General features: G+C 55.7%; 20 protein-coding genes and 1 pseudogene. 3 read left to right on the top strand and 18 right to left on the bottom strand.

From position 1 onward, the window contains the following. Positions 1–52: 52 nt before the first annotated feature. The 7 genes from EDC38_RS06845 to EDC38_RS06815 form a co-directional block, all read right to left on the bottom strand. Positions 53–889 (bottom strand): fumarylacetoacetate hydrolase family protein, encoded by an 837-nt coding sequence (locus EDC38_RS06845; protein ID WP_123637859.1) that lies wholly within the window; start codon positions 887–889, stop codon positions 53–55. A 16-nt stretch (positions 890–905) separates the two neighbouring features. Then, positions 906–2,231 carry a GntP family permease gene (locus EDC38_RS06840; RefSeq protein WP_123637858.1) on the bottom strand — a complete coding sequence of 442 codons (1,326 nt, stop codon included), beginning with the start codon at positions 2,229–2,231 and terminating at the stop codon, positions 906–908. A gap of 66 nt (positions 2,232–2,297) precedes the next feature. Further along, entirely contained in the window at positions 2,298–4,019 is a 1,722-nt protein-coding gene (locus tag EDC38_RS06835; protein ID WP_123637857.1) for an IlvD/Edd family dehydratase, read from the bottom strand. Next, positions 4,016–5,605 carry an aldehyde dehydrogenase (NADP(+)) gene (locus tag EDC38_RS06830; RefSeq protein ID WP_123637856.1) on the bottom strand — a complete coding sequence of 530 codons (1,590 nt, stop codon included), beginning with the start codon at positions 5,603–5,605 and terminating at the stop codon, positions 4,016–4,018. The genes EDC38_RS06835 and EDC38_RS06830 overlap by 4 nt, the downstream gene beginning before the upstream one ends. A gap of 163 nt (positions 5,606–5,768) precedes the next feature. Then, positions 5,769–8,246 carry a ThuA domain-containing protein gene (locus tag EDC38_RS06825; protein WP_123637855.1) on the bottom strand — a complete coding sequence of 826 codons (2,478 nt, stop codon included), beginning with the start codon at positions 8,244–8,246 and terminating at the stop codon, positions 5,769–5,771. Positions 8,247–8,430: 184 nt separating this feature from the next. After that, the gene (nadN, locus tag EDC38_RS06820) at positions 8,431–10,404 is read right to left on the bottom strand and encodes an NAD nucleotidase (protein ID WP_123637854.1); all 1,974 of its coding nucleotides are present in this window, start codon (positions 10,402–10,404) and stop codon (positions 8,431–8,433) included. 188 nt (positions 10,405–10,592) lie between these two features. Then, positions 10,593–11,000 (bottom strand): GFA family protein, encoded by a 408-nt coding sequence (locus EDC38_RS06815; protein ID WP_123637853.1) that lies wholly within the window; start codon positions 10,998–11,000, stop codon positions 10,593–10,595. Positions 11,001–11,351: 351 nt separating this feature from the next. On the opposite strand from EDC38_RS06815, the gene EDC38_RS06810 reads away from it, so the two are divergent. Next, positions 11,352–11,696, top strand: coding sequence for a hypothetical protein (locus EDC38_RS06810; protein WP_123637852.1), 345 nt, complete (start codon positions 11,352–11,354; stop codon positions 11,694–11,696). A 1-nt stretch (position 11,697) separates the two neighbouring features. Here EDC38_RS06810 and EDC38_RS06805 read toward each other — a convergent pair whose 3' ends face one another. Both EDC38_RS06805 and EDC38_RS06800 read right to left on the bottom strand, forming a co-directional pair. Further along, on the bottom strand, positions 11,698–12,018 hold the full coding sequence (locus tag EDC38_RS06805; RefSeq protein WP_123637851.1) for a HigA family addiction module antitoxin: 321 nt from the start codon (positions 12,016–12,018) through the stop codon (positions 11,698–11,700). 12 nt (positions 12,019–12,030) lie between these two features. After that, positions 12,031–12,456, bottom strand: a complete 426-nt coding sequence (locus EDC38_RS06800; protein ID WP_123637850.1) for a hypothetical protein — start codon at positions 12,454–12,456, stop codon at positions 12,031–12,033. 278 nt (positions 12,457–12,734) lie between these two features. Here EDC38_RS06800 and EDC38_RS06795 point away from each other — a divergent pair, with 278 nt between their 5' ends. Both EDC38_RS06795 and EDC38_RS06790 read left to right on the top strand, forming a co-directional pair. After that, positions 12,735–13,319, top strand: coding sequence for a hypothetical protein (locus EDC38_RS06795; protein ID WP_123637849.1), 585 nt, complete (start codon positions 12,735–12,737; stop codon positions 13,317–13,319). Between the two features lie 12 nt (positions 13,320–13,331). Next, a complete protein-coding gene (locus EDC38_RS06790) occupies positions 13,332–13,670 on the top strand; it encodes a hypothetical protein (RefSeq protein ID WP_123637848.1) in 339 nt (112 codons plus the stop codon). A gap of 101 nt (positions 13,671–13,771) precedes the next feature. Here EDC38_RS06790 and EDC38_RS06785 read toward each other — a convergent pair. The 9 genes and pseudogenes from EDC38_RS06785 to EDC38_RS06750 all read right to left on the bottom strand — a co-directional run. Next, positions 13,772–13,980: pseudogene (locus EDC38_RS06785) on the bottom strand (DDE-type integrase/transposase/recombinase); the annotation flags it as partial. Positions 13,981–14,211: 231 nt separating this feature from the next. Continuing rightward, entirely contained in the window at positions 14,212–16,299 is a 2,088-nt protein-coding gene (fusA, locus tag EDC38_RS06780) for an elongation factor G (protein ID WP_024460749.1), read from the bottom strand. 326 nt (positions 16,300–16,625) lie between these two features. Next, on the bottom strand, positions 16,626–16,940 hold the full coding sequence (locus EDC38_RS06775; protein ID WP_123637847.1) for a HigA family addiction module antitoxin: 315 nt from the start codon (positions 16,938–16,940) through the stop codon (positions 16,626–16,628). A 15-nt stretch (positions 16,941–16,955) separates the two neighbouring features. Then, positions 16,956–17,237 carry a type II toxin-antitoxin system RelE/ParE family toxin gene (locus EDC38_RS06770; RefSeq protein ID WP_123637846.1) on the bottom strand — a complete coding sequence of 94 codons (282 nt, stop codon included), beginning with the start codon at positions 17,235–17,237 and terminating at the stop codon, positions 16,956–16,958. Between the two features lie 140 nt (positions 17,238–17,377). Next, positions 17,378–17,959 (bottom strand): hypothetical protein, encoded by a 582-nt coding sequence (locus EDC38_RS16405; RefSeq protein WP_211331046.1) that lies wholly within the window; start codon positions 17,957–17,959, stop codon positions 17,378–17,380. A 36-nt stretch (positions 17,960–17,995) separates the two neighbouring features. Continuing rightward, positions 17,996–18,412 (bottom strand): hypothetical protein, encoded by a 417-nt coding sequence (locus EDC38_RS16400; protein ID WP_211331045.1) that lies wholly within the window; start codon positions 18,410–18,412, stop codon positions 17,996–17,998. An 11-nt stretch (positions 18,413–18,423) separates the two neighbouring features. After that, entirely contained in the window at positions 18,424–18,849 is a 426-nt protein-coding gene (locus EDC38_RS06760; RefSeq protein ID WP_123637845.1) for a hypothetical protein, read from the bottom strand. 277 nt (positions 18,850–19,126) lie between these two features. Continuing rightward, positions 19,127–19,552: an NUDIX domain-containing protein gene (locus tag EDC38_RS06755; protein WP_123637844.1), complete on the bottom strand. Its 426-nt coding sequence runs from the start codon at positions 19,550–19,552 to the stop codon at positions 19,127–19,129. 211 nt (positions 19,553–19,763) lie between these two features. Further along, complete coding sequence (locus EDC38_RS06750; RefSeq protein WP_123637843.1) at positions 19,764–20,084, bottom strand: GNAT family N-acetyltransferase; 321 nt, start codon at positions 20,082–20,084, stop codon at positions 19,764–19,766. Position 20,085 lies beyond the last annotated feature (1 nt).

Here is a 20,085-nt window from a genome sequence, read left to right as displayed (position 1 = left end):
TGAATTCCAGAGGAAACCCGAGAGTATCCCCTAAATCGGTATGGTTTCTCAACTAGGCGACCTGATTCGTCAAGGTGCCGATCTCCGGCACGGTAATGCTGACAATATCGCCGGACTCAAGGGTGAAGTCGCCGCCGGGCACAATGCCGGTGCCGGTCATCAGAAGAGCGCCGTTCGGGAAGCTGCACTCGCGAAACAGAAATCCGGCCAATTCCTCAAAGCCGCGTTTGATCTGATTGATTTCAACATCCCCGGTAAAAATCGGTTCCTGATTTCGGCTGATGGTCAGCTGTATTTGGGTGTCACTGGCGAGAGGCGCTTGCGTCACGAGAATGCAGGGTCCCAGGGCCGCACAGCCGTCGTAGGTTTTGGCCTGAGGCAGATAGAGCGGGTTTTCACCTTCAATGCTGCGGGAGCTCATATCGTTGCCGATCGTGTAACCGATGATTTTTCCGGAGCTGCTCAACACCAGAACCAGCTCCGGCTCGGGGACATCCCAGCTGGAATCCCTCCGGATACGGACCTTGCCCCCGTGGCCGACCACCCGGTGGCGGCTGGCCTTGAAAAACAGCTCGGGGCGCTCGGCTTCGTAAACCCGGGCGTAGAAATCCGATCCGCCGGTTTTCTCGCTCTCTTCCTGCCGGCCCTGTTTGCTGCGCATATAGGTAACGCCACTGGCCCAAAGCTCCTGACTCTGCATGGGTGCGTCCAGCGAGCTCGCCAACAGATCCTCGGCATTATCAATAGCGGTCATCCCGCTGACCAATGCTTCGGTTTTCCCGTACAGGTTATCGTCGTTAATAAACTCGTCCCAGGACTGGTCCCGCACCCGGTACCACTGGTCGTTTTGCTCAATCAGTATACCGTCAGTCAATTTATGGATTTTCATGGCTTGAAAGTTCCCCCTATACCAATAGGCTGATGATGAACACGCAAGTCGCGGCACTGGTACCCATCACCAGTGTGCCTAACGTATGAGTTTTATAACCGGTCTTGGCATCCATGCCGGACATCTGCGTCACCACCCAAAAAAAGCTGTCATTGGCGTGTGAGACGACGGCAGAACCCGCGCCTATGACCAGCACCACCAATGCTTTTTCCAACCCGCTCACAAAACCCAGCGTCTCCATGAGTGGTGCCATGATGGAAGCAGCGGTAATCAGAGCCACAGTGGACGAGCCCTGGGCAGTTTTTATGGAGGCGGCCAGCAAAAACGGGAGCCATATGCCAAGGTTCCAACTGGACACCGTTTCACCCAAAGTATCAGCGATTCCGGAACGCTGGAGCATATGGCCGAAAATGCCCCCAGCGCCGGTAATCAGGATAATGGACGCTGCATTGGCCAGGGACTTTCCGATCCAGCCACTGGTGGACCACATTTCGACTTCCAGCTTCTTGGGCAACAAGAGCGACAGAAATACGCCGATCAACAACGCCACAAAAGGCTCGCCGATAAAGTTGACAACCTGAGTAAAAAACGAGGGCGACAACTCAAAAATACTGAGCAACGACTTACTGACGATTAGCAGAATTGGAACCACTATGGGCAGAATCGATTTGACCAGAGAGGGCGCCTGGCGGGACAGCTCTTCCAGGCGGGCTTCATCCAGATCCGGCAAAGGGTCCACCTGAAACCGCGCGACGTACTTGGAGGCAAAGAGAATACTCACCGTCAAGGCAATCAGGCTGACCGGTAAACCCACCAATAGTACCTGCCCCAGATTCGCACCGAGAATGCCTGCGGCGGCAATGGGGCCGGGCGTGGGCGGCACCATGGTGTGCGACACCGTCAGACCCAAGCTCAGGGCAATGGCCGCGCCGGCCAGAGTGATGCCAGCCTTTTTGCACAGGGATTTGTTCAGGGGAGAAAGCAGAATAAAACCACTGTCGGCGAAGACCGGAATGGATACCACATAACCCATGATGCCCATGGAGGGCGCAATGTTCTTTCGCCCCAGCAACGCCAGTAGCCGATCGGCAATACGGTAGGCGGCGCCGGTGTGCTCCAGAAAACTGCCGATGATGATACCCAGAATGATGATCAGCCCGATCCCACCCAGCGTTCGACCGAAACCCTCATTGACCGCTGCGATAATATCGTCCGCCGGCATGCCCGCCAGAAACCCGTATAGCAGGGCTACCAGCAATAGGGCGATAAAGGGGTGCACTTTCAATCGGGAGGTAAGAAACACGATCAAAACGACACAAAGCACCAGATAGCCAATCAGCATACTCACTCCTACTTATTATTGTGGAGCGATAAACAGCCTGTCGCGTTAGCGCGACTTATCGCGGTATCAATGCAGGTCCCGGTCCACCTTCGCTCCGGATTTGCCTACCAATACGTCAAGGTCGGCCCCTCGATCGGCCTGTTCCACATGGTCGAGGTAAATTCTCACGTAGCCTCGGGTCGCCATGGGATCCGGCGCCTGCCAGTTTGCACGTCGTGCGGCCAACTCTTCGTCGGAGACGTGCAACTGCAACATACGGCGTTCGACATCCAGCTCGATTTCATCGCCATCTTGCACCAGCGCCAGGGTACCGCCGATGGTGGACTCGGGTGATACATGCAGCACCACCGTACCGTACGCGGTGCCGCTCATGCGTCCGTCGGAGATACGGACCATATCCTTGACGCCCTGCAATGTCAGTTTTCGAGGCAAGTCCACATTGCCCACTTCGGGCATGCCCGGATAACCTTTGGGGCCCACGCCTTTCAGAACAATCACACTGTCCGCATCAATGTCCAGATCGGGCTCATCGATACGGGCGTGGTAGTCTTCCATGCTTTCGAAGACCACGGCCTTACCTCGGTGCTGCATCAGTTTGGGCGTGGCCGCGGAGGGTTTGATCACAGCACCGTTCTCGCACAGGTTGCCTTTCAATACCGCAATACCCGCCGCCGGATTCAACGGCTGGTCCCGGGAAACAATCACCTCCCGGTTGTAGCACCTGGCGTTGACATAATTGTCGGCCAGGTGTCGGCCATTGGCGGTCATCAACTGGCCGTGCAACAAGTCGCCCAGCTCGTTCATCACGACACCCAGACCGCCCGCGTAAAAGTAATCCTCCATCAGATACTTTCCCGACGGCATAAGATTCACCAGCAGCGGCACATGTCGGCCGATGCGATCAAAATCCTCCAGCTCTAGTGGGACGCCCATACGACCGGCAATGGCCTGCAAATGGATAATGAAGTTGGTGGAACCACCGACGGCGGCGTTGACCACGATCGCGTTTTCAAAAGCTTCCCGCACCAGAATATCGCTGAGCTTCAGATCATTCTTGACCATCTCGACGATACGCCGGCCAGATAACTGCGCCATGGCTTTTTTGCGTGCATCCACCGCTGGAATCGACGAGGCGCCCGGCAAAGTCAGACCGAGGGTTTCGGCCATGGTGGCCATAGTGGAAGCCGTGCCCATGGTATTGCAGTGGCCGGCGCTTCGGGCCGCGCAGATTTCCGCCTCCAGAAAGTCCTCGTCGGTGAATTCCTCGGTGTCTTTCTTGGCTTTGATCTGCCAGTTGAAAGAACCCGAACCGATTTCGCCACCGCGAAATTTCCCGTTGAGCATGGGGCCGCCCGGTACCACCAGGGTGGGCAGGTCGACGCTGCAGGCGCCCATGATTAACGACGGTGTGGTTTTATCGCAGCCCGTCAGCAGGATGATGCCGTCCAGGGGATTGGCCCGGATAGACTCCTCCACATCCATACTCGCCAGATTGCGAAACAGCATGGTGGTCGGACGCATGATGGTTTCGCCCAAAGACATGACCGGGAACTCAAAGGGTACGCCACCGGCTTCCAGAACGCCTTTTTTGACCACTTCGGCGATATCGCGCAAGTGGCCGTTGCACGGGGTCAGCTCGGACCAGGTGTTGCAGATGCCGATGACCGGGCGGCCGCGAAAATAGTCGTCGGGATAGCCCTGGTTACGCAGCCAGGAGCGGTGCACAAAGCCCATTTTGTCATTGCCGCCAAACCATTCCTGACTGCGCAGTTTCTTCTTATGGCTCATAGGGCCTCCTGAGAAAGCGTGCCATTGACCACTCTGGTCAGCTTCAGTGGATTACTGTCGCGCAGCGCGTCGGGCAATAACGGCTCGGGAAAGTTCTGGAAGCACACAGGACGTAAAAAACGCTGGATGGCGGCGGTGCCGACCGAGGTAAAGCGCGCGTCGGTAGAGGCGGGGAAGGGGCCGCCGTGCATCATGGAAGGGCAGACTTCCACACCCGTCGGGAAGCCATTGATCACAAGGCGGCCCACTTTTGCGGTCAGCAGGTCTACTAACGCTTTGTGGTGGGCCAATTCCTCCTGGGTGCTATGAATAGTGCCGCTCAACTGTCCGTCCAGGGTATCCAGTACGCTACGTAGTTGGTTGGAGTCCTTGCAGACCACCACCAGGGATGCTGGGCCAAAAAGTTCGTCGTGAATCTCGGGATGTTTAAGAAAATCCTCGGCACGGGTTCGCAGCAGGGTGGGGCGGGCATGGAAGCCTTGCTCGCTCTGTGCCTCTCGGCCTTGGGCCAGCACCTGCACAAAATCCTGATTGAGATAACCGGTCAGCCCTTTGTCATAGGACGAACAGATGCCTTCGTTCAGCATCACCCCCGCGTCAGTCTGCTGTAACTGCTCACTGGCGGCATTGAGGAATGCTTCCAGTTCGGCCCCCTCTAGGGCCAGTACCAGGCCGGGTTTAACGCAAAACTGGCCGGTGCCCATGGTCATCGAACCCACGAAGCCTTTGGCAATCGTCTCGGCGGAATCTTTCAGCGCCTCGGGCAGCAGCACCAGCGGATTGACACTACTCATCTCCGCAAACACGGGAATGGGGTCCGGGCGCTCGTTGGCCAGCTTGTGCAGGGCCATGCCGCCCTTGAAAGAGCCGGTAAAGCCCACGGCTTTAATCTGGGGCGCCTGAACCAGTCGGGCACCGACTGCGTTATCGCCCCGCAAGAGGGAGAAAACCCCGGCGGGCATGCCTGACTTTTCTGCCGCCGTGGCCATGGCTCTACCCACAAGCTCGGACGTGCCCGGGTGAGAGGGGTGGCTCTTTACCACCACCGGGCAGCCGGCCGCCAGGGCCGAAGCGGTGTCGCCGCCGGCCACTGAGAACGCCAGGGGAAAGTTGGCCACCCCGAATACCGCCACCGGCCCCAGGGCCTGATTCACATAGCGAAGATCGGGTTTGGGTAGGGGCTGGCGGTCGGGCTGGGCGGTGTCGATGCGGGCGTCCAGGTGGTCGCCGCTTTCGATGTAGTCGGCGAACATGCGCAGTTGGCCGCAGGTTCTGGCCCGCTCGCCTTCGGCGCGGGCGGTGGGGTAGCCGGTTTCGGCACTGACCCGGTCCGTCAAAGCCTCACCCAGGTTCATGATTTCATCGGCGCAACAGCGCAGAAATTTGGCCCGCTCGGTCAGGCTGGTGTTCCGGTATTCGGCAAAGGCCTCGGCCGCGGCCTGAGCGGCGGTATCCACCTGGACTTCGCTGGCGGCGGACATGACCGGCTCCAGCGATTTGCCGCTGGCTGGATCGAGCGCCTGATACCCCTCGCTCTCTCCTTTGTGCCACTCCCCCTGATAGTAGATATCTCCAGAAATACGCATAATGCCCCCGTTTGCCGATACTTATGGTTTGTAGGACATTATGACAATAGTCGATAACCAAAGCGCAGGCAAACCGTCGTTGGGTCAAATCGCCCCAAACAGGCATTCAGAGCAGGGGGTCGGCATCGTCGGGTTGCCCAGAGCGATGCCGGCCGGAGCGGCTTTACTCCTCGCCTTCCGGCGTGATGGATAAGATGTAGGCCGCCAGTTTTTCCCGGGTCTCTTGCTCCAGGAAGTTATGCGCAGGCATGGCGTGTTCGCCCCATTTGCCGGAGCTGCCATTGGCGATGGCGCTGGCGATGTAGGCTGTGGGGTCATCCAGGTCGCCGTACTTCTGCTTGATGGCCAGAAAGCTCGGGCCCACGGACTCAGTGCGTTCCTGGTGGCAGGCCACACAGCTGGTGTCCTTGGCGGCCGCTTTACCTTCGGCGATTTCAAGCTGGGCTTCATGCCCGATGCCGTCGTTGCCAGCGGTGGCGGTTACCTCATCGTCGTTCAGCTCGGCCAGCTCAGCGTCCGCGTCGTATTCCACCACACTCAGCTTGGCCTCTTTACCGCCGGCCCACCACTGGGAGCCGTATTCCAGCACCCACAAGCGGCCATCAGGGGTAATTTTCAGGTCCAGGGGCCCGGCAAAGTCGACCGCCGGCGCCAGGTCCTCGATTTTGACCACATTGTCGTACTCATCAAGGGTGACCACCTTGATCCAACTGCGCATAAAGTCGCCGATGATCAGTTTGCCCTGGTAGTACGCGGGGTAGGCCAACTCTCCAGAGTCCGGATACATGCCGGCCACCAGGGCGTTGCGGCCGCCCTGGCCCAGTTCGGGGAAGCGCTCGGTGTTGTTGTAGGGGTACCAGATCAGCGCCGGTTGGGCTGGTGGCAGCACCTCCAGTCCGGTATTGCGCGGCGAGAAATTCTCCGGCGCCAGTGGGTTGAACAGCTTGCCACTGGTTTCTTCCTCATAGTCGTACATGCGGTAGGGGATATTGTTGCCCACCATGGTAGGCCAGCCGAAGTTGCCGGCCTCGGTCACTTTGTTGATTTCATCGTAACCGCGCGGGCCGAAGTCGGCCGTCTCTTCCTTGGCGTCGGGGCCGATATCGCCGTAATAGAGCGTGCCGGTGCTCTCATCCACGGCGATGGTGTAGGGGTTGCGGGTGCCCATCACATAAATCTCGGGGCGGCCCTGTTCCGGGTCCGCGAACAGGTTGCCCTCGGGAATGCTGTAACCGCCGTTCTTGTCCGGCTGGATGCGCAGGATCTTGCCGCGCAGGTCCTGGGTATTGCCCGCGCTGCGCAGGGCATCGTGATGCGTGCCTTCGGCGGTGTTGTTGATCGGACCGGAACCGTTGGACTCGAAGGGGTTGGCGTTGTCCCCCAGAGCGACGAACAGGTTGCCGTGCTGGTCAAATTCCAGATTGCCGCCCGTATGGCAGCAGGTGTTGTCGTTGGGAATGTCCAGCAACACCTGTTCAGAGGTCATGTCCACGGTTTTTCCGTCCACCTTGAACTGCGCCAGCCGTTGCAGCAGATCGTGCTCGCCGCTCTCGTCCGGCAGGTTGTACATGGCGTAGATCAGCCCGTTCTCGGCAAAGTCGGGGTCGAAGGCCACCGCGATCAGACCAAACTCGATATTCTTGGCGGGCGCGAACACTTCAAACTCGGCCATTTCGGTCATTTCCCGGGTGCCTACATCCACCCAGAGGAGCTTGCCCTGGCGCTGGGCGATCATGGCGGCGCTGTAGTCCTCGGTCACATCAAAGCTCACCGGCTCGTTCAGGTCATCCACCAGGATGTCGCGCTTGAAGCGGCGGGGGTCCGGTTTCACCTCGGCGTAATCCGGCGGCCGACGTTCGGCCAGGGCATACTCAAGCCCGCCGTCCAGGTGCTTCAAAAATAACGGTTCGCTGAACATCTCGATGGTATGGCCCAAGCCGGTGTAGAAGGCCCGCCCGCCGTCAAAGTCGTGGTACCAGGCGATAGGGTGGTAAGCGCCGTGCTGGCCGCCCTGGTAGCTGCGCTCGTCCAGAGTCAACAGGTCCGTGCGGCGATCGGACAGCTGCTGAAAATCGTACCACTCGTCCGCCAGCCGGAACTGCGCCGGCAGCGTTTCGGTGGCCGGGTGATGGGGGTTGACCACCTTGACGGTGGCCGCCTGCACGTCCGCCGGGTCGCTGGGGTGGGATTTGAACGTCGCGCCCAGCAGGCGGCGATACCAATGCCAGTCGCCCTCGGTGTCCGCCGCCGAGTGGATGCCCACAAAGCCGCCGCCCGCCTGGATGTAGCGCTCGAACGCCAGTTGCTGCTGTGCGTTGAGCACATCTCCGCGGGTGTTGACGAACACCACCGCCGCCATCGTCTGGAGCTGCTCATCGGTAAACACGCTGGCGTCATCCGTTGCCTCTGCTGTCAGACCGCGTGCCTCCACCAGATCGGTCACTGCCTGGACCCCGGCCGGGATCGACTCGTGCTGCCACTCGGGGGATTTGGAGAAGATCAGCACAGAGCCCAGCAGGTCGCCTGGCTGAGTCGAGGTGGGCTTTTCCGCGCCCTGGTCGGAGTCAGAGCACGCAGTGGACAGGGCGCCCAGGAGCACCAGGGCGAAAACAGCGAAAATACGAGGGGTATTTACAGTCATGGGAAAGTTCACATTGCCGTTGGGATGTTATTGCTCGCCTGTTTATTGGGTACGGGCTGAGTGTGGAAATCGGTAGGGTGCCACTATAAACCAGACGTGGGAGCGATGCGAGTCGGGGTGACTATTAGGGGGCAGGCATAAAAAAAGGCTCCGAAGAGCCTTTTGCAGGGTAGATCAACCGCGTTTATAGGTTATTGTCGTCCGCGCAGGTCGCCACAGCGCTGTGGTCGCAGCCACCGGAGTCGATGTAGCGCTGAGTGGAGTACTCGGCTTCGGGCAGTTTGATCAGGTTCTGGCCATCAGCGGTCAGTGCTTCGACATAATCGATAAAGCCCTGGGCGTATTCGGTGAAGGTATCCTCGTAATCGCCGGCGTCGAAGGGAATCGCAAAGGTATCGTAGCCATCCTGTCCGGAGGCGATAAAGTCATTGGTGACCACGGTGTAGGTGGCCGAGGTATCGATAGCGGTCCAGTCGCCGGCCACCTGTGGGTTCACTTCCACGTTGGATACGCGGCTGCCTTTCTCCTGGGACGCATCCACTTCAAAACGCAGGCCGGAGGCGTAAGGGTAGGAGCCGGAGGAGCCGCCGTTGTCGAGGGCATTGGCCAGCGCGTCTTCCAGCACATCGATAATCTGCTGACCGGTCATGTCCAGCGTTACCAGCGTGTTGGAGAAGGGCAGCAGGGTAAACGCATCGGCAATGGTATAAGGGCCGGTTTCCACATCCACCCGCACACCGCCGCCATTCTGAATGGCAATATCGGCCGTTGGTGTCACCGTGAGAAAGGCTTTGGCAACAATATTGGAAATGTCGCTGCCGCGCTCATAGGTCGCCGAGGCATCACACAGGGAAGAACGCCCCTGTCCCGGAAAACGCTCCAGACACAGGTCCTCCGCGCTGCTGCCAATCACGGTCTGTTCCAGCACACTGACCTGAGCGTCGTAAATCGACAACAGGTTGGTGGTGTTCGCGTCCGGCTGGGTAACCACCACCTCCGGGTGGGCAGTCAGCGCCCGTACCACGGAGAACTGGTCCGCAGCGTTCAGGCTGCGCGTCTCTTCTTCGTTGTATTCATAGACAAAGTTATCGCTGATGGGCATCAGCGGCATACCAGCGCAGGAAGAGACCACACCGGCGTCGTCGAAGCTCACGTGAAGCTTGCCCATCAGGTGAGCGTACTCCCAGGCCTGAACCACACAGACGGGCTCGCCATCGGCGTTGTTCACCTGCGTCGGGTAGTCACCGGCCGGGTTAAAGCCCAGTTCCGCAAAGGTCTCGTCGCCGAGCAGCGTGTGTGAGTCGCCGCCAACAATCACGTCGACGCCGCTCAGGCTGGCTGCCAGATCGAGATCGTTCTGATACTGGTAGTGGGTCAGCAGAATGATCTTGTTGACGCCCATTTCGGACAGGGTGTCGATGTTAGCCTGGGCCGTCGTCATCTCGTCCAGGAACTCGGTCCCTTCATCGGGGTTGGACGAATTCTTGGTTTTACCGGCGATATCAATGCCGATAATGCCAATCTGCTCGCCGTCTCGCTCTACAATGGTGTAGGGCTCAATATAGCCATCGGCAATGGCGGAATCTTCCGCCGGCTGCACATTGGCCGCCAGTGCCTGGGTTTCGCAGGCGGTGGAATTCAGGGCGTCCAGGAAGGTCGCCAGGCCGCTGTCGCCATCATCGAACTCATGATTGCCCAGGGCGAAGGCATCGAAACACACCTCGTTCATCACCGCCGCATCGGCCGCGCCGTTGAACAGCGAGTAATACAGTGTACCGGTGATGGCGTCCCCCGCGTGCAGCTTCAGGACGTTTTCGTGTTGCCCGGCCACCGTATTGAACAGGCTGACCAGCATCGGGAAGCCGCCGTAGGTCACCTCAACCTCGGTGACGGCATCGCCGGCCTCATTGGTGGCATCCACCAACCCGGTCACATCGAAATCAAAACCCTCCGCCGCGATATGGGAGTGGTGATCGTTCATGTGCAGAATGGTCAGGTCGATGGCTTTCGGCGCCGGTTCACCCTGAGGACCCTGTTCCCCTTGAGGGCCTTGCTCACCCGGTTCACCCCTCGGGCCGACGTCCCCGTCGTCGCCGCTACAACCTACCAGTACCGCCTGGGCGAGCAGGCTCAATGCAAATACTCTGAAAACGTTCATGTTGTCCTTTACCTCTGATGTTACGAAATCGTCGATGGTCAGAGGATGTTACGGACGCATTTTGAAGCTCTGGTGACAGTGGGGACGGCGGGAGTCCGTTCACTGAAAATTCATCGATTGGTAACAAAACTGAAATGCCCGCTTTTGTAGGCCAAAGAGCGGGAATCGTCTAACGTCATAAGTTCAGGCTAATCGTCTTTATCGGAAAATTGGGCGATCAGATCATCACCACTCATGGTGGGCGTGTCATTGGCGAACTCGTAAAAGTCCGGCTTTTCATCGAAGAACACCTGGCCACTCAACTGGAAGTCCTCACCGTCTCCGAACAACCCGGCCGGCAGCATATAATCTCCCGTAGGAAGCAGATGATAAAACAGATGCGTTCCGCAGGTGGGGCAGAAACCGCGTTCGGCCCAGTCGGACGAGCGGTAGCGGGCAGGCTTCAAACTTCCGTCGAAGGTAACCTCCGGCCCGCAATGCACCGCAAAAAAAGGGCCGCTGCCCCAGCGTCGGCACATGGTGCAGTGGCAAACGTCGACGTTGTGTTTGCTTTCGGCGGTAATTTCAATGGCGCCGCATAGACAAGAGCCTTTCATAAGCCAATTCCTATTTGTTGAGTGATGCGACAACTACCTTGACTGACAAATCGCCCGGTTGTTTTTCGCGACAGCTCGTTACGAGAACGGATCACATTAATCGATAGTGACCCTCAAGGCGCTTTAGAGTAACATCTGCCTGCTCTTCGTGAATAGAATATTCAGTTTTAGGATGTTGCTTAAAAGGAGGTTGTCTATGAGCCTGTTGCCCCTCTGCCCAGCCTAGATTCCAAAGAAGGCCGTGTTGCACAACGCAAGGCCATTTAGTTGATCCGTTTCTAGGCACAAATCATTGGAAGGTTTGGTTGATACACGAAGAGCGCAAAGCGCTTGTTTTATAAGAGGGCTAGGGTGACGATTAAATCTGTAGAACAGGCATATAATATTTTCTTCGTTTTTTCTTTCTTGGCAGTAACTGGTTGTAGCAATGGTCAGGCGGAGGATACAGTCAGTCCTTATGATCGAGTTTGCTCCATATATGAAGAAGAACTGGACGGTAAAGCTTCTGCGGGGCCTGCGACCTTTCAGAAGTTGTCGGACAGGCTGTCTCAAGAAGTTCCTGAGCTGGAGGAGCAGCTGAATCACTTGACGAATTTCCCTAAAGAGGAGTTTTATCCGGCGCTTAAAAGTATGGCCGAGCACCACACCGGAAAAGCCTGGGAGTGTAAATTTATAAAAAATCGCTATAAGCGTTAAACTAAAGGCTCCGGTTATCCAGTGGCTCGATTCGGGCCACCTCATCTTTAGCTGACTGGGAGGCCTCCCATAGATCAAGGGCTCTCTGCGCGTTCAGCCAAAACTCGGGAGAGTTGCCAAACAGGCGGCCCAGTCGCAGAGCCATTTCGGGGCTGACTGAGCGGCGCTCGCGCAGCAACTCATTCACCGACTGGCGAGAGCCCCCTAGAAGCTCGGCGAGCTTAGCGACACTTAAACCGTAATCCGGGATAAAGTCCTCCCTTAGCATCTCACCAGGGTGGGTCGGTTTGCGCTGAATACTCTGAGTATTGGGAATAGCCATAGTTTTCACCTCTCAGTGAATGTGCAAGTACTTCTTCTTAAAAATCGTCCTAAGGGGCCTTCTACCCTTATCACTTGGTCTCGGGATTATGAAGCCCTTGGGGTCAATAGTGAGGATGTACGGGTCCGCTTTGTTAAACGAAAACTTCAAACGGTTATGACTCTGAACTTCTGCATCTTCAAGTATTCCAGGCACCAGCGCGCTGGAAATTTCGATTTGATCTGTTACCTCAAAGTGCCGGTCGATCACTGTGATGTAAAGCGCCTCATCGTACGGTGAATCTGCCGTCGTCAAGATGAGGTGCCAGCCATTGGGAAGGGAAAACTGCTTCTCCAGCACCGAGCCTTTAACATTGACAGACTCTGGTCGCCGCGAAGTCGTTAAAATCGACGCATTTTGATTTATTGGTGTCAGATAAAAAAAGTCAAGTTCTTCCATTCTGTCGTTCCTTACGGACAGTTACCATTGCTCACTGCTGATGATTGTCACCTGCCGGGCCGATCCAGGCAAATAGGGAGGCATGCTAGACCATGAGTTGGGAGTTGGTTGATTTCGAGGTAACTGGTCCTTGGCATCAGCGTGGTAAGCCGTTCATACAGCACATAATGTGATTTGTGTCACTCCGTAAGGGGTTGAACTCATTTGACCTCAGAGGTATTCTTTCATCGCAGTTTATCCTCCGATTTTAGCAGCTACAAATTAAAAGGAAATTAATTATGACGCCATCTGTTCTCCAGCATCTAGACGAGCTTCGCCCAGAAACGGGAATCAAAACCTTAGGCGATTTGATTGGCTTAAAAAGGTATCTGCAAAATTCCGGTCAAAAGCCCTTCCTTCTTGCCCACTCTAAATTTTTGAACGGCCGTTGGATTTATGAGCCATCGACTCCTGTCGAGAAACTGGAGATACAAGAGAATTGCGTCGCGCACCGAAAAGCGATGACATTACCCAGCGTCATTGAGAACAACTATACGTTCATGCTCAATAACCGTCTAATGGGCGGTCGAGATTACCCGCTTCTCACTTCCCTAGCAGGTGCAGGGGCAAGCTTTGTATCGGGTGGGGCAGGGCTTATCTTCAGTGCGGCGGCAACGGGAATCAGTCTGGGAAAAACCACGCATCGAATTTTGGCGCGCGGAGGAGATGAACTCTGGCAACGGGAAGAGATAGGTAAGTCACGAATAGGCGCCTCCTTTGTTCCGGTTCATGTTGTTTCATATTTTTTGGTTGATCCTTTTCGTGGGGCAAATGATCGAAAAGTATGGCTGATACATGAAGAGCGACATGAGCTTTCCATGTAAAAGGAGGTGATAATGAATAGTGGTATAAAAACAAATGTTCGGGCTCTATCCATTTTCCTGCTGTTATCGGCAAATGCCTGTAATAGTGGAGCTACGAATGAAGAAGAAAATCCTTATGATCGGCTTTGTTTGATCTATGAGGAAGAGCTTTCCGGCAGGGAGTCACCGGGACCGGAGGTCTTCCAGAGACTCTCTGACCGGGTTGATGAAGAGATTCCAGAGTTAGAAGAGCATACCGGCCATCTAGCCAATCTTCCCAAGAAGCGTTTCTACTCTACATTGAAAGACTTGGCGGAATATGAAACAGGAAGAGATTGGGAGTGTCGTTTTATTGCGGACTACTACCGTTAACTTGAATTAATCGCATTAACCTCATCAAGAATTATTTGCCTGGGCCGAGAGTGAGACAGAAGATTTATCGGGACTCTTTTAAGCTGTAATCCCCTCGTTGCACGCTTCAGAACGCTGATAAAAGCGTGGCTGGTAAACTGCGAACCCCGATCGCTGTTAAAGATCTCCGGCTTACCGTACTGGCCAGGGCATCTTCCAAACAGCCAACGCAGAAGCTCGCGTCCTTGTTGTTGCAGACTCGCCAAGACAACACCTGGCGGCTGTACCAGTCGATGACTGCCGCCAGATACGCAAAGCGTCGCTCCAGGCGGCTTTTGATACAGCAAAGCCACCCGGTGTTTTGATGTCCCTGGCTATCATTATTCTGCAGATTGTTACCTATGATATCGCTACCGAGTACTTGGGTCTGGGTGTTAGGGGGGGGTATATACTGACGATGTGTCAATGATCTTCCCCTTGGTCTCCTTTAATATTTCTGATACCTCAAAAAAAAGCCCCACCAGCTTTCGCTGGCGGGGCTCCGAGTGACACTAATCCGAGGTTACTTTTCGGCGGCGGCCTTCTCTTTTTCTTTAGCGATCACGGCCTCGGCCACGTTGGCCGGGCAGGCCGCGTAGTGCGAGAACTCCATGGAGAACTGACCGCGGCCAGAAGTCATGGTGCGCAGGGTGCTGATGTAACCGAACATTTCTGAAAGTGGTACATCGGCTTTAATGCGAACGCCGGTCGCGCCGGGCTCCTGACCAGAGATCATGCCGCGACGACGGTTCAGATCGCCAATAACATCACCCACGTGGTCCTCCGGGCTGTAGACGTCAACCTTCATGACCGGCTCGAGCAACTGCGGCCCGGCCTTCGGCATGGACTGACGGAAGGCGCCCTTGGCGGCAATTTCGAACGCAACGGCTGAGGAGTCAACGGCGTGGTAAGCACCGTCTACCAGCTCAATATCCACGTCCAACACCGGGAAGCCGGCCAGAGGGCCAGAACCCATCAAGGACTGGAAGCCCTTTTCAATGGCGGGGAAGAATTCCTTGGGAACGTTACCGCCCACAACCGAGGAGCTGAAGGTGAAACCCGTGTTCGGCTCGCCCGGCTTGATGATGTAGTCGATCTTACCGTACTGACCGGAACCACCGGATTGTTTCTTGTGGGTGTAGCTGTCTTCGATCTCTTGGGTAATGGTTTCGCGGTAGGCCACCTGCGGCTGGCCGACGGTCAGATCAACCCCGTAGGTGCGCTTGAGGATATCCACTTTAATATCCAGGTGCAGCTCGCCCATGCCCTTGAGGATGGTTTCGCCGGAGTCAGCGTCGGTTTCGACACGGAAAGAGGGGTCTTCGGCGACCATCTTGCCGATGGCGATACCCATCTTCTCGGTGGCGCCCTTGTCTTTCGGGAACACGGAGATGGAGATGACCGGGTCCGGGAACACCATGGCTTCCAGGGTGCAGGGGTGCTTGGGGTCACACAGGGTATGACCGGTCTGCACGTTTTTCATGCCCACAATGGCGATAATGTCGCCCGCGGTGGCGAACGACAGCTCATTACGCTCGTCGGCCTGCATCTCGACCATCCGGCCCACACGCTCGGTTTTGCCGGTGAAGGAGTTGAGGATGGTGTCGCCTTTGTTCAGTTGGCCTGAGTAGATCCGAACGAAGGTCAGGGCGCCGAAACGGTCGTCCATAATTTTGAACGCCAGGGCACGGAAGGGCTCGTCGGGAGACACGATGGCGTGCTCGCCGGTCGGGTTACCTTCTTCGTCGGTCAGCGGCTGCGGGTTCACTTCCTGCGGCGCCGGCAGGTAGTCGACAACGGCGTCCAGCAGCAGCTGCATGCCCTTGTTTTTGAAGGCCGAACCACAGTAGGTGGGGAAGAAGGCCAGCTCCAGGGTGCCCTTGCGGATGCAGCGCTTGATGTCCTCTTCGCTGACTTCCTCGCCTTCCATGTAGGCCATCATCAGGTCGTCGTCCATCTCGACGGCGTTTTCAATCAGCTGGTCGCGGTACATCTCGACGTCATCCACCATGTCGGCGGGCACATCGGTGATGGTGTAGTTTTCCGGCAGGCCGGTCTCATCCCAGACGTAGGCCTTGCGGGTCAGCAGGTCCACCACGCCCGAGAAGGTGTCTTCGCGGCCGATCGGCAGGGTCATGATCAGCGGCTTGGCGCCCAAAACCTTCTTGACCTGATCGGTGACGCGCAGGAAGTCCGCACCGATGCGGTCCAGCTTGTTGACGAAGATCAGGCGCGAGACCTTGGATTCGTTCGCATAACGCCAGTTGGTCTCGGACTGGGGCTCCACGCCGCCAGAGCCACAGAACACGCCGATACCGCCGTCGAGTACCTTCAATGAACGGTACACCTCTACGGTGAAGTCAACGTGCCCGGGGGTGTCGATGACGTTGAAGCGGTGCCCCTTCCAGAAGCAGCTGACGGCGGCCGACTGGATGGTGATGCCGCGCTCGGCTTCCTGCTCCATGAAGTCGGTGGTGGATTCACCCTCGTGCACTTCGCCGAGCTTGTGAATTTTACCCGTCAGCTTGAGGATACGCTCCGTGGTAGTGGTTTTGCCGGCGTCTACGTGGGCGAAGATGCCGATGTTGCGGTAAAGGGATAGATCAGTCATAGCGCTCTCTGAAGCTGGGTTGAACACGGGGTTGAAAATAGGCAGCGAATATACAGGAACGGGAGGAATTTTGCTCGTTGAAAATGACGATTTTTCGACCAGCGGCCCAGTTTTGGCCCCTCAGGAGCCAATTTTGGTGAAAATCGCCTCTTTCTGGCCGGTCCGAGCCGGTGAAAGCCTGGTCGATGTAGGGGGGAAACCTTGTTCCTGGGGCTCAGACGAGACGGTCTATTCCGTCCAGTGCCATGTGAATCAGCAGGCCCAGGCCAATCAGCCTGGTTTTAGGTCATTTATCTTAACGTCACGGGACCAAGCTGATGGCTTCGCTAGGCGGCACTTAATGGCTTGATTCGGGCCACCTCATCTTTAGCGGACTGAGAAGCCGCCCACAGGTCGACCGCCCTCTGTGCATTCAGCCAAAACTCGGGAGAGTTGCCAAACAGGCGGCCAAGCCGCAGCGCCATTTCGGGGCTGACCGAGCGTCGCTCGCGCAGCAACTCGTTCACCGACTGGCGAGAGACCCCCAGCAGCTCGGCGAGCTTAGCGACGCTTAAACCGTAATCCGGAATAAAGTCCTCCCTCAGCATCTCACCAGGGTGGGTCGGTTTGCGCTGAATACCCTCAGTATTGGGAATCGCCATAGTTGTCACCTCACTTCAATGGTAGTCGCAGACTTCTACGTCGTAAGCATCGCCATCCTCAAAACGAAAGCAGATGCGCCACTGTGCATTGATCGAAATAGCGTGCTGCCCCTGACGGTCGCCTGAAAGAGCGTGGAGCCTATTGCCAGGAGGCACTTTCAGGTCATCAAGGCTCTCTGCCAAGTGCACGTATTCGAGCTTACGAGCGGCTCTTCGCGCCACGTCCGGGGGAAACTTCTTGGTTTTGCCCCTGGAGTACAGTTCTTGGGTACGCTTGTCGGCAAACGTTTTGATCATAAGTGAATGTAATCTGTCACGTGACAAATGTCAAGATGCGAAAAAGAGTACTAAAGAGACTCGAGAGCGAGGTGCGTGCTAGACCCTACCCGCGACAACGTCGTTGGGTGGGGTCTGTCGACCAGCCTGACCGGGGAGGGCTATGCTTTCAGATAATTAATGGCGGCTCGCTCTCGTGACGATGTCCAGCCGGACTCCAATAGCTGAACCAAATACTGCTTCAATGAACCATTTTTCTGGAAAGCAAGCTTAGTTGGGCTGGAGGGCAAAGCTTTCATTTTTTCGACGTAAAGAAGGGCGACGTCGTCAGAATCCGTAGAGTACTTGTCCTGGAGTTCAACAAATACATTAAGCACCTTGCCCATTTCATAGCGGCACTCGGTGATCAATGCGTCTGCCAAAGCGCTTTCATCAGTGCTTATAAGGTTGGTGTACTTGGCTATAAATTGCTTGGCGAATCCTCCATCGGCGCCAGTTGCTTCCACGTAAACTTGGTCAGCCATAATGGCGCCCAGGGTGCCGCCTACAATAACGCCAATTGTGACACCAATGGGTCCAAACCATATTCCGGCAACTGCTCCGCCGGCAGCGCCACCGCCAAACCCACCTCCGATGGTGGCGGCTTCCCTTCCGGCAGCCTTCACTTTGTTGTTGGCGACACTGACGTTGTAGATGGCAACACAAGCCGATAGAACCCAAAGCGCCTTTCCGGCGTTAGCCAACCTTGCAGTCTTAACGTTTACGCTTGGGCGAGATCGTCATGCGGCATCAACAACTTCCAAGTAGATTCGGTTTGCTTCGTCCGGGGTAAGTTGGTTGAAGCTTTTACCATAGAGTGCTTTTGCATACTTTTTGAGTAAGCCGTCCAGATCCAGTCCCTTTGTCTTGAGGGAGATGGCCTTGGCTCGTCCCACATCGCTGCAACGAACTCGGGCAAACTCCATTATCTCATTGCGCATACGGTTCGCGCTTTCCGCAGCCTGCTGTGCAGTCAGTTCACCTTGCTTGTAAAGTACTCTGATCTGATTGGCCATCTCCTTTGTAGATCGCATGTACTCAGCGCGAACATGTGCGTCCTTAATGAAACGGTACGCGAAATTGACAGCCTGGACCTCCATTTCCTGGATGGCGCTATCTACAGTACTGTTCGTAAATCTCTGATGTTCGTCCGTCATTGGGGCTCTCCTTAGTGAATGTGCAAGTACTTCTTCTTGAAAACTGTCCTAAAGGGCCTGCTACCCTTATCACTTGGTCTCGGGATTATGAAACCCTTGGGGTCAAAAGTGAGGATGTACGGTTCTGCTTTGTTAAACCAAAACTTTAAGCGATCTTCACTCTGAACTTCTGCATCTTCAAGTATTCCTGGCGTCAGTGCGCTGGAAATTTCGACTTGATCTGCTACCTCAAAATGCTGGTCGATCAATGTGGCGTAAAGCGCCTCATCGTACGGTGAATTTTCCGTCGTCAGGACAAGGTGAAAGCCATTGGGAAGGGAAAACTGCTTTTCCAGAACCGAACCTTTAATATTGACGGAATCTGCTCCCTGGGAGGTCGTCAAAATCGATTCTTCTTGATTTATTGGTGTCAGACTAAGAAAATCAATTTCTTCCATTCTGTCGTTCCTTGTTTTCGATGTAAGGTTCAATCTGAGTCGCTGCCATTTCTTATACTCAATAGCAGAGTACGAACGAGTAATCTCAAAGAGCTCAGGATGGTGACTGGATCGGTCAATCCTTGGATGGTTAAGGCGGGATGTCCGAGCGTTCAAAAGCTAAATAAATCCGTGTTGTTTGTCAATAAGTAAAAATGTCGGGTATCCTTCATGATTCCTACTGTTTGTGATGCCTATCACGCAAATCTATAGCTGCTATCTCACCGGGTTGGTCGTTTTATTTGACTCGCCAGTGTTGCGTATTAACTATGGTTTCCCGAATGGCGGTGAGGGCATCGACAAAGACCGGATGCCATTCTGAGTCCGTTGATAGCGATAACGGGTGCCAAAAGTAATGAAATAAGCGACCGCCGTCATCTTCGCAATAATGATCCCAGCAGTCAGGCAGGTGATCCCCTGGCTCCATCACCCAGATATCCCATATAGGCTCATCAGGACGCCTCTGCCACTTGAGCAGTTGATCTTTGGCTTTTAAGGTTATGCCAGCCTCCTCAAACAGCTCCCGCTGTGACGCGGCGAAACTGGCCTCGCCCGGTTCAATGGTGCCCTTGACCAGTTGAGTTCCAGCCAGAGGATGTCTAAAGGCGAGGATTTCCAGCTGGTTTTCTCGGTTTCGTAATACTACCGGGCAGGCTTTATCCATGGACTCCAACTTTTATATCACGCTTGGCGTGGGAGAGAAATCGGTATGCTACGATCGTTCCCTATCCTCGCCCAATTGTTTTAAGCTCTCAGGAGTTGAGTCTCACCTGAAACCCCTGCTTACTTGGTGAAAAGCCAGCTGACTCATAGAAACTACGAACCGTTGGATCTACGGATCCGGTCATAAGAACCGCATTGTAGCAACCCGCTTGCTAGGCGCAGGCTTTCGCATAACTGAGAATTTGCTTTCCAATGCCTTGGTTGCGGTAATTCGCGGCGACAATAACATTTTCTATTATGGCGTAGGGGCGGCCGGACCAGCTAAGGTTTGGGCAGACGTTCAGTGTGCATGTGCCCAGCAAATTGCCCTCTTCGGTGAAGGCACCCACGATGCAACCTCCAGATCTTCTTATAGCCGTGTAGATATCTCTGATGCGCCCCTGGCTTGGGCGTGAGGATATGGGTCTGTCATATTCGTCGATCAGTGCCAGTAGACCTTCTATTTCTGCGAGCTCAACCTGTCTCACTTCCATT

It is taken from the genome of Marinimicrobium koreense, from assembly GCF_003762925.1.
Taxonomy (GTDB): Bacteria; Pseudomonadota; Gammaproteobacteria; order Pseudomonadales; family Cellvibrionaceae; genus Marinimicrobium; species Marinimicrobium koreense.
The sequence above is the reverse complement of the archived record's forward strand: the minus strand, read 5'-3'. Positions and strand labels throughout refer to the sequence as shown.

What these genes read in the sequence shown, in the direction of transcription:
- EDC38_RS06835 (WP_123637857.1), bottom strand. Translation starts at nt 4,019, where the DNA reads ATGAGCCATAAGAAGAAACTGCGCAGTCAGGAATGGTTTGGCGGCAAT.
- EDC38_RS06845 (WP_123637859.1), bottom strand. Translation starts at nt 889, where the DNA reads ATGAAAATCCATAAATTGACTGACGGTATACTGATTGAGCAAAACGAC.
- EDC38_RS06825 (WP_123637855.1), bottom strand. Translation starts at nt 8,246, where the DNA reads ATGACTGTAAATACCCCTCGTATTTTCGCTGTTTTCGCCCTGGTGCTC.
- EDC38_RS06775 (WP_123637847.1), bottom strand. Translation starts at nt 16,940, where the DNA reads ATGGCGATTCCCAATACTGAGGGTATTCAGCGCAAACCGACCCACCCT.
- EDC38_RS06815 (WP_123637853.1), bottom strand. Translation starts at nt 11,000, where the DNA reads ATGAAAGGCTCTTGTCTATGCGGCGCCATTGAAATTACCGCCGAAAGC.
- EDC38_RS06805 (WP_123637851.1), bottom strand. Translation starts at nt 12,018, where the DNA reads ATGGCTATTCCCAATACTCAGAGTATTCAGCGCAAACCGACCCACCCT.
- EDC38_RS06755 (WP_123637844.1), bottom strand. Translation starts at nt 19,552, where the DNA reads ATGGATAAAGCCTGCCCGGTAGTATTACGAAACCGAGAAAACCAGCTG.
- EDC38_RS06790 (WP_123637848.1), top strand. Translation starts at nt 13,332, where the DNA reads ATGAATAGTGGTATAAAAACAAATGTTCGGGCTCTATCCATTTTCCTG.
- EDC38_RS06760 (WP_123637845.1), bottom strand. Translation starts at nt 18,849, where the DNA reads ATGGAAGAAATTGATTTTCTTAGTCTGACACCAATAAATCAAGAAGAA.
- EDC38_RS16400 (WP_211331045.1), bottom strand. Translation starts at nt 18,412, where the DNA reads ATGACGGACGAACATCAGAGATTTACGAACAGTACTGTAGATAGCGCC.
- EDC38_RS06795 (WP_123637849.1), top strand. Translation starts at nt 12,735, where the DNA reads ATGACGCCATCTGTTCTCCAGCATCTAGACGAGCTTCGCCCAGAAACG.
- EDC38_RS06840 (WP_123637858.1), bottom strand. Translation starts at nt 2,231, where the DNA reads ATGCTGATTGGCTATCTGGTGCTTTGTGTCGTTTTGATCGTGTTTCTT.
- fusA (WP_024460749.1), bottom strand. Translation starts at nt 16,299, where the DNA reads ATGACTGATCTATCCCTTTACCGCAACATCGGCATCTTCGCCCACGTA.
- EDC38_RS06800 (WP_123637850.1), bottom strand. Translation starts at nt 12,456, where the DNA reads ATGGAAGAACTTGACTTTTTTTATCTGACACCAATAAATCAAAATGCG.
- EDC38_RS06770 (WP_123637846.1), bottom strand. Translation starts at nt 17,237, where the DNA reads ATGATCAAAACGTTTGCCGACAAGCGTACCCAAGAACTGTACTCCAGG.
- nadN (WP_123637854.1), bottom strand. Translation starts at nt 10,404, where the DNA reads ATGAACGTTTTCAGAGTATTTGCATTGAGCCTGCTCGCCCAGGCGGTA.
- EDC38_RS06750 (WP_123637843.1), bottom strand. Translation starts at nt 20,084, where the DNA reads ATGGAAGTGAGACAGGTTGAGCTCGCAGAAATAGAAGGTCTACTGGCA.
- EDC38_RS06830 (WP_123637856.1), bottom strand. Translation starts at nt 5,605, where the DNA reads ATGCGTATTTCTGGAGATATCTACTATCAGGGGGAGTGGCACAAAGGA.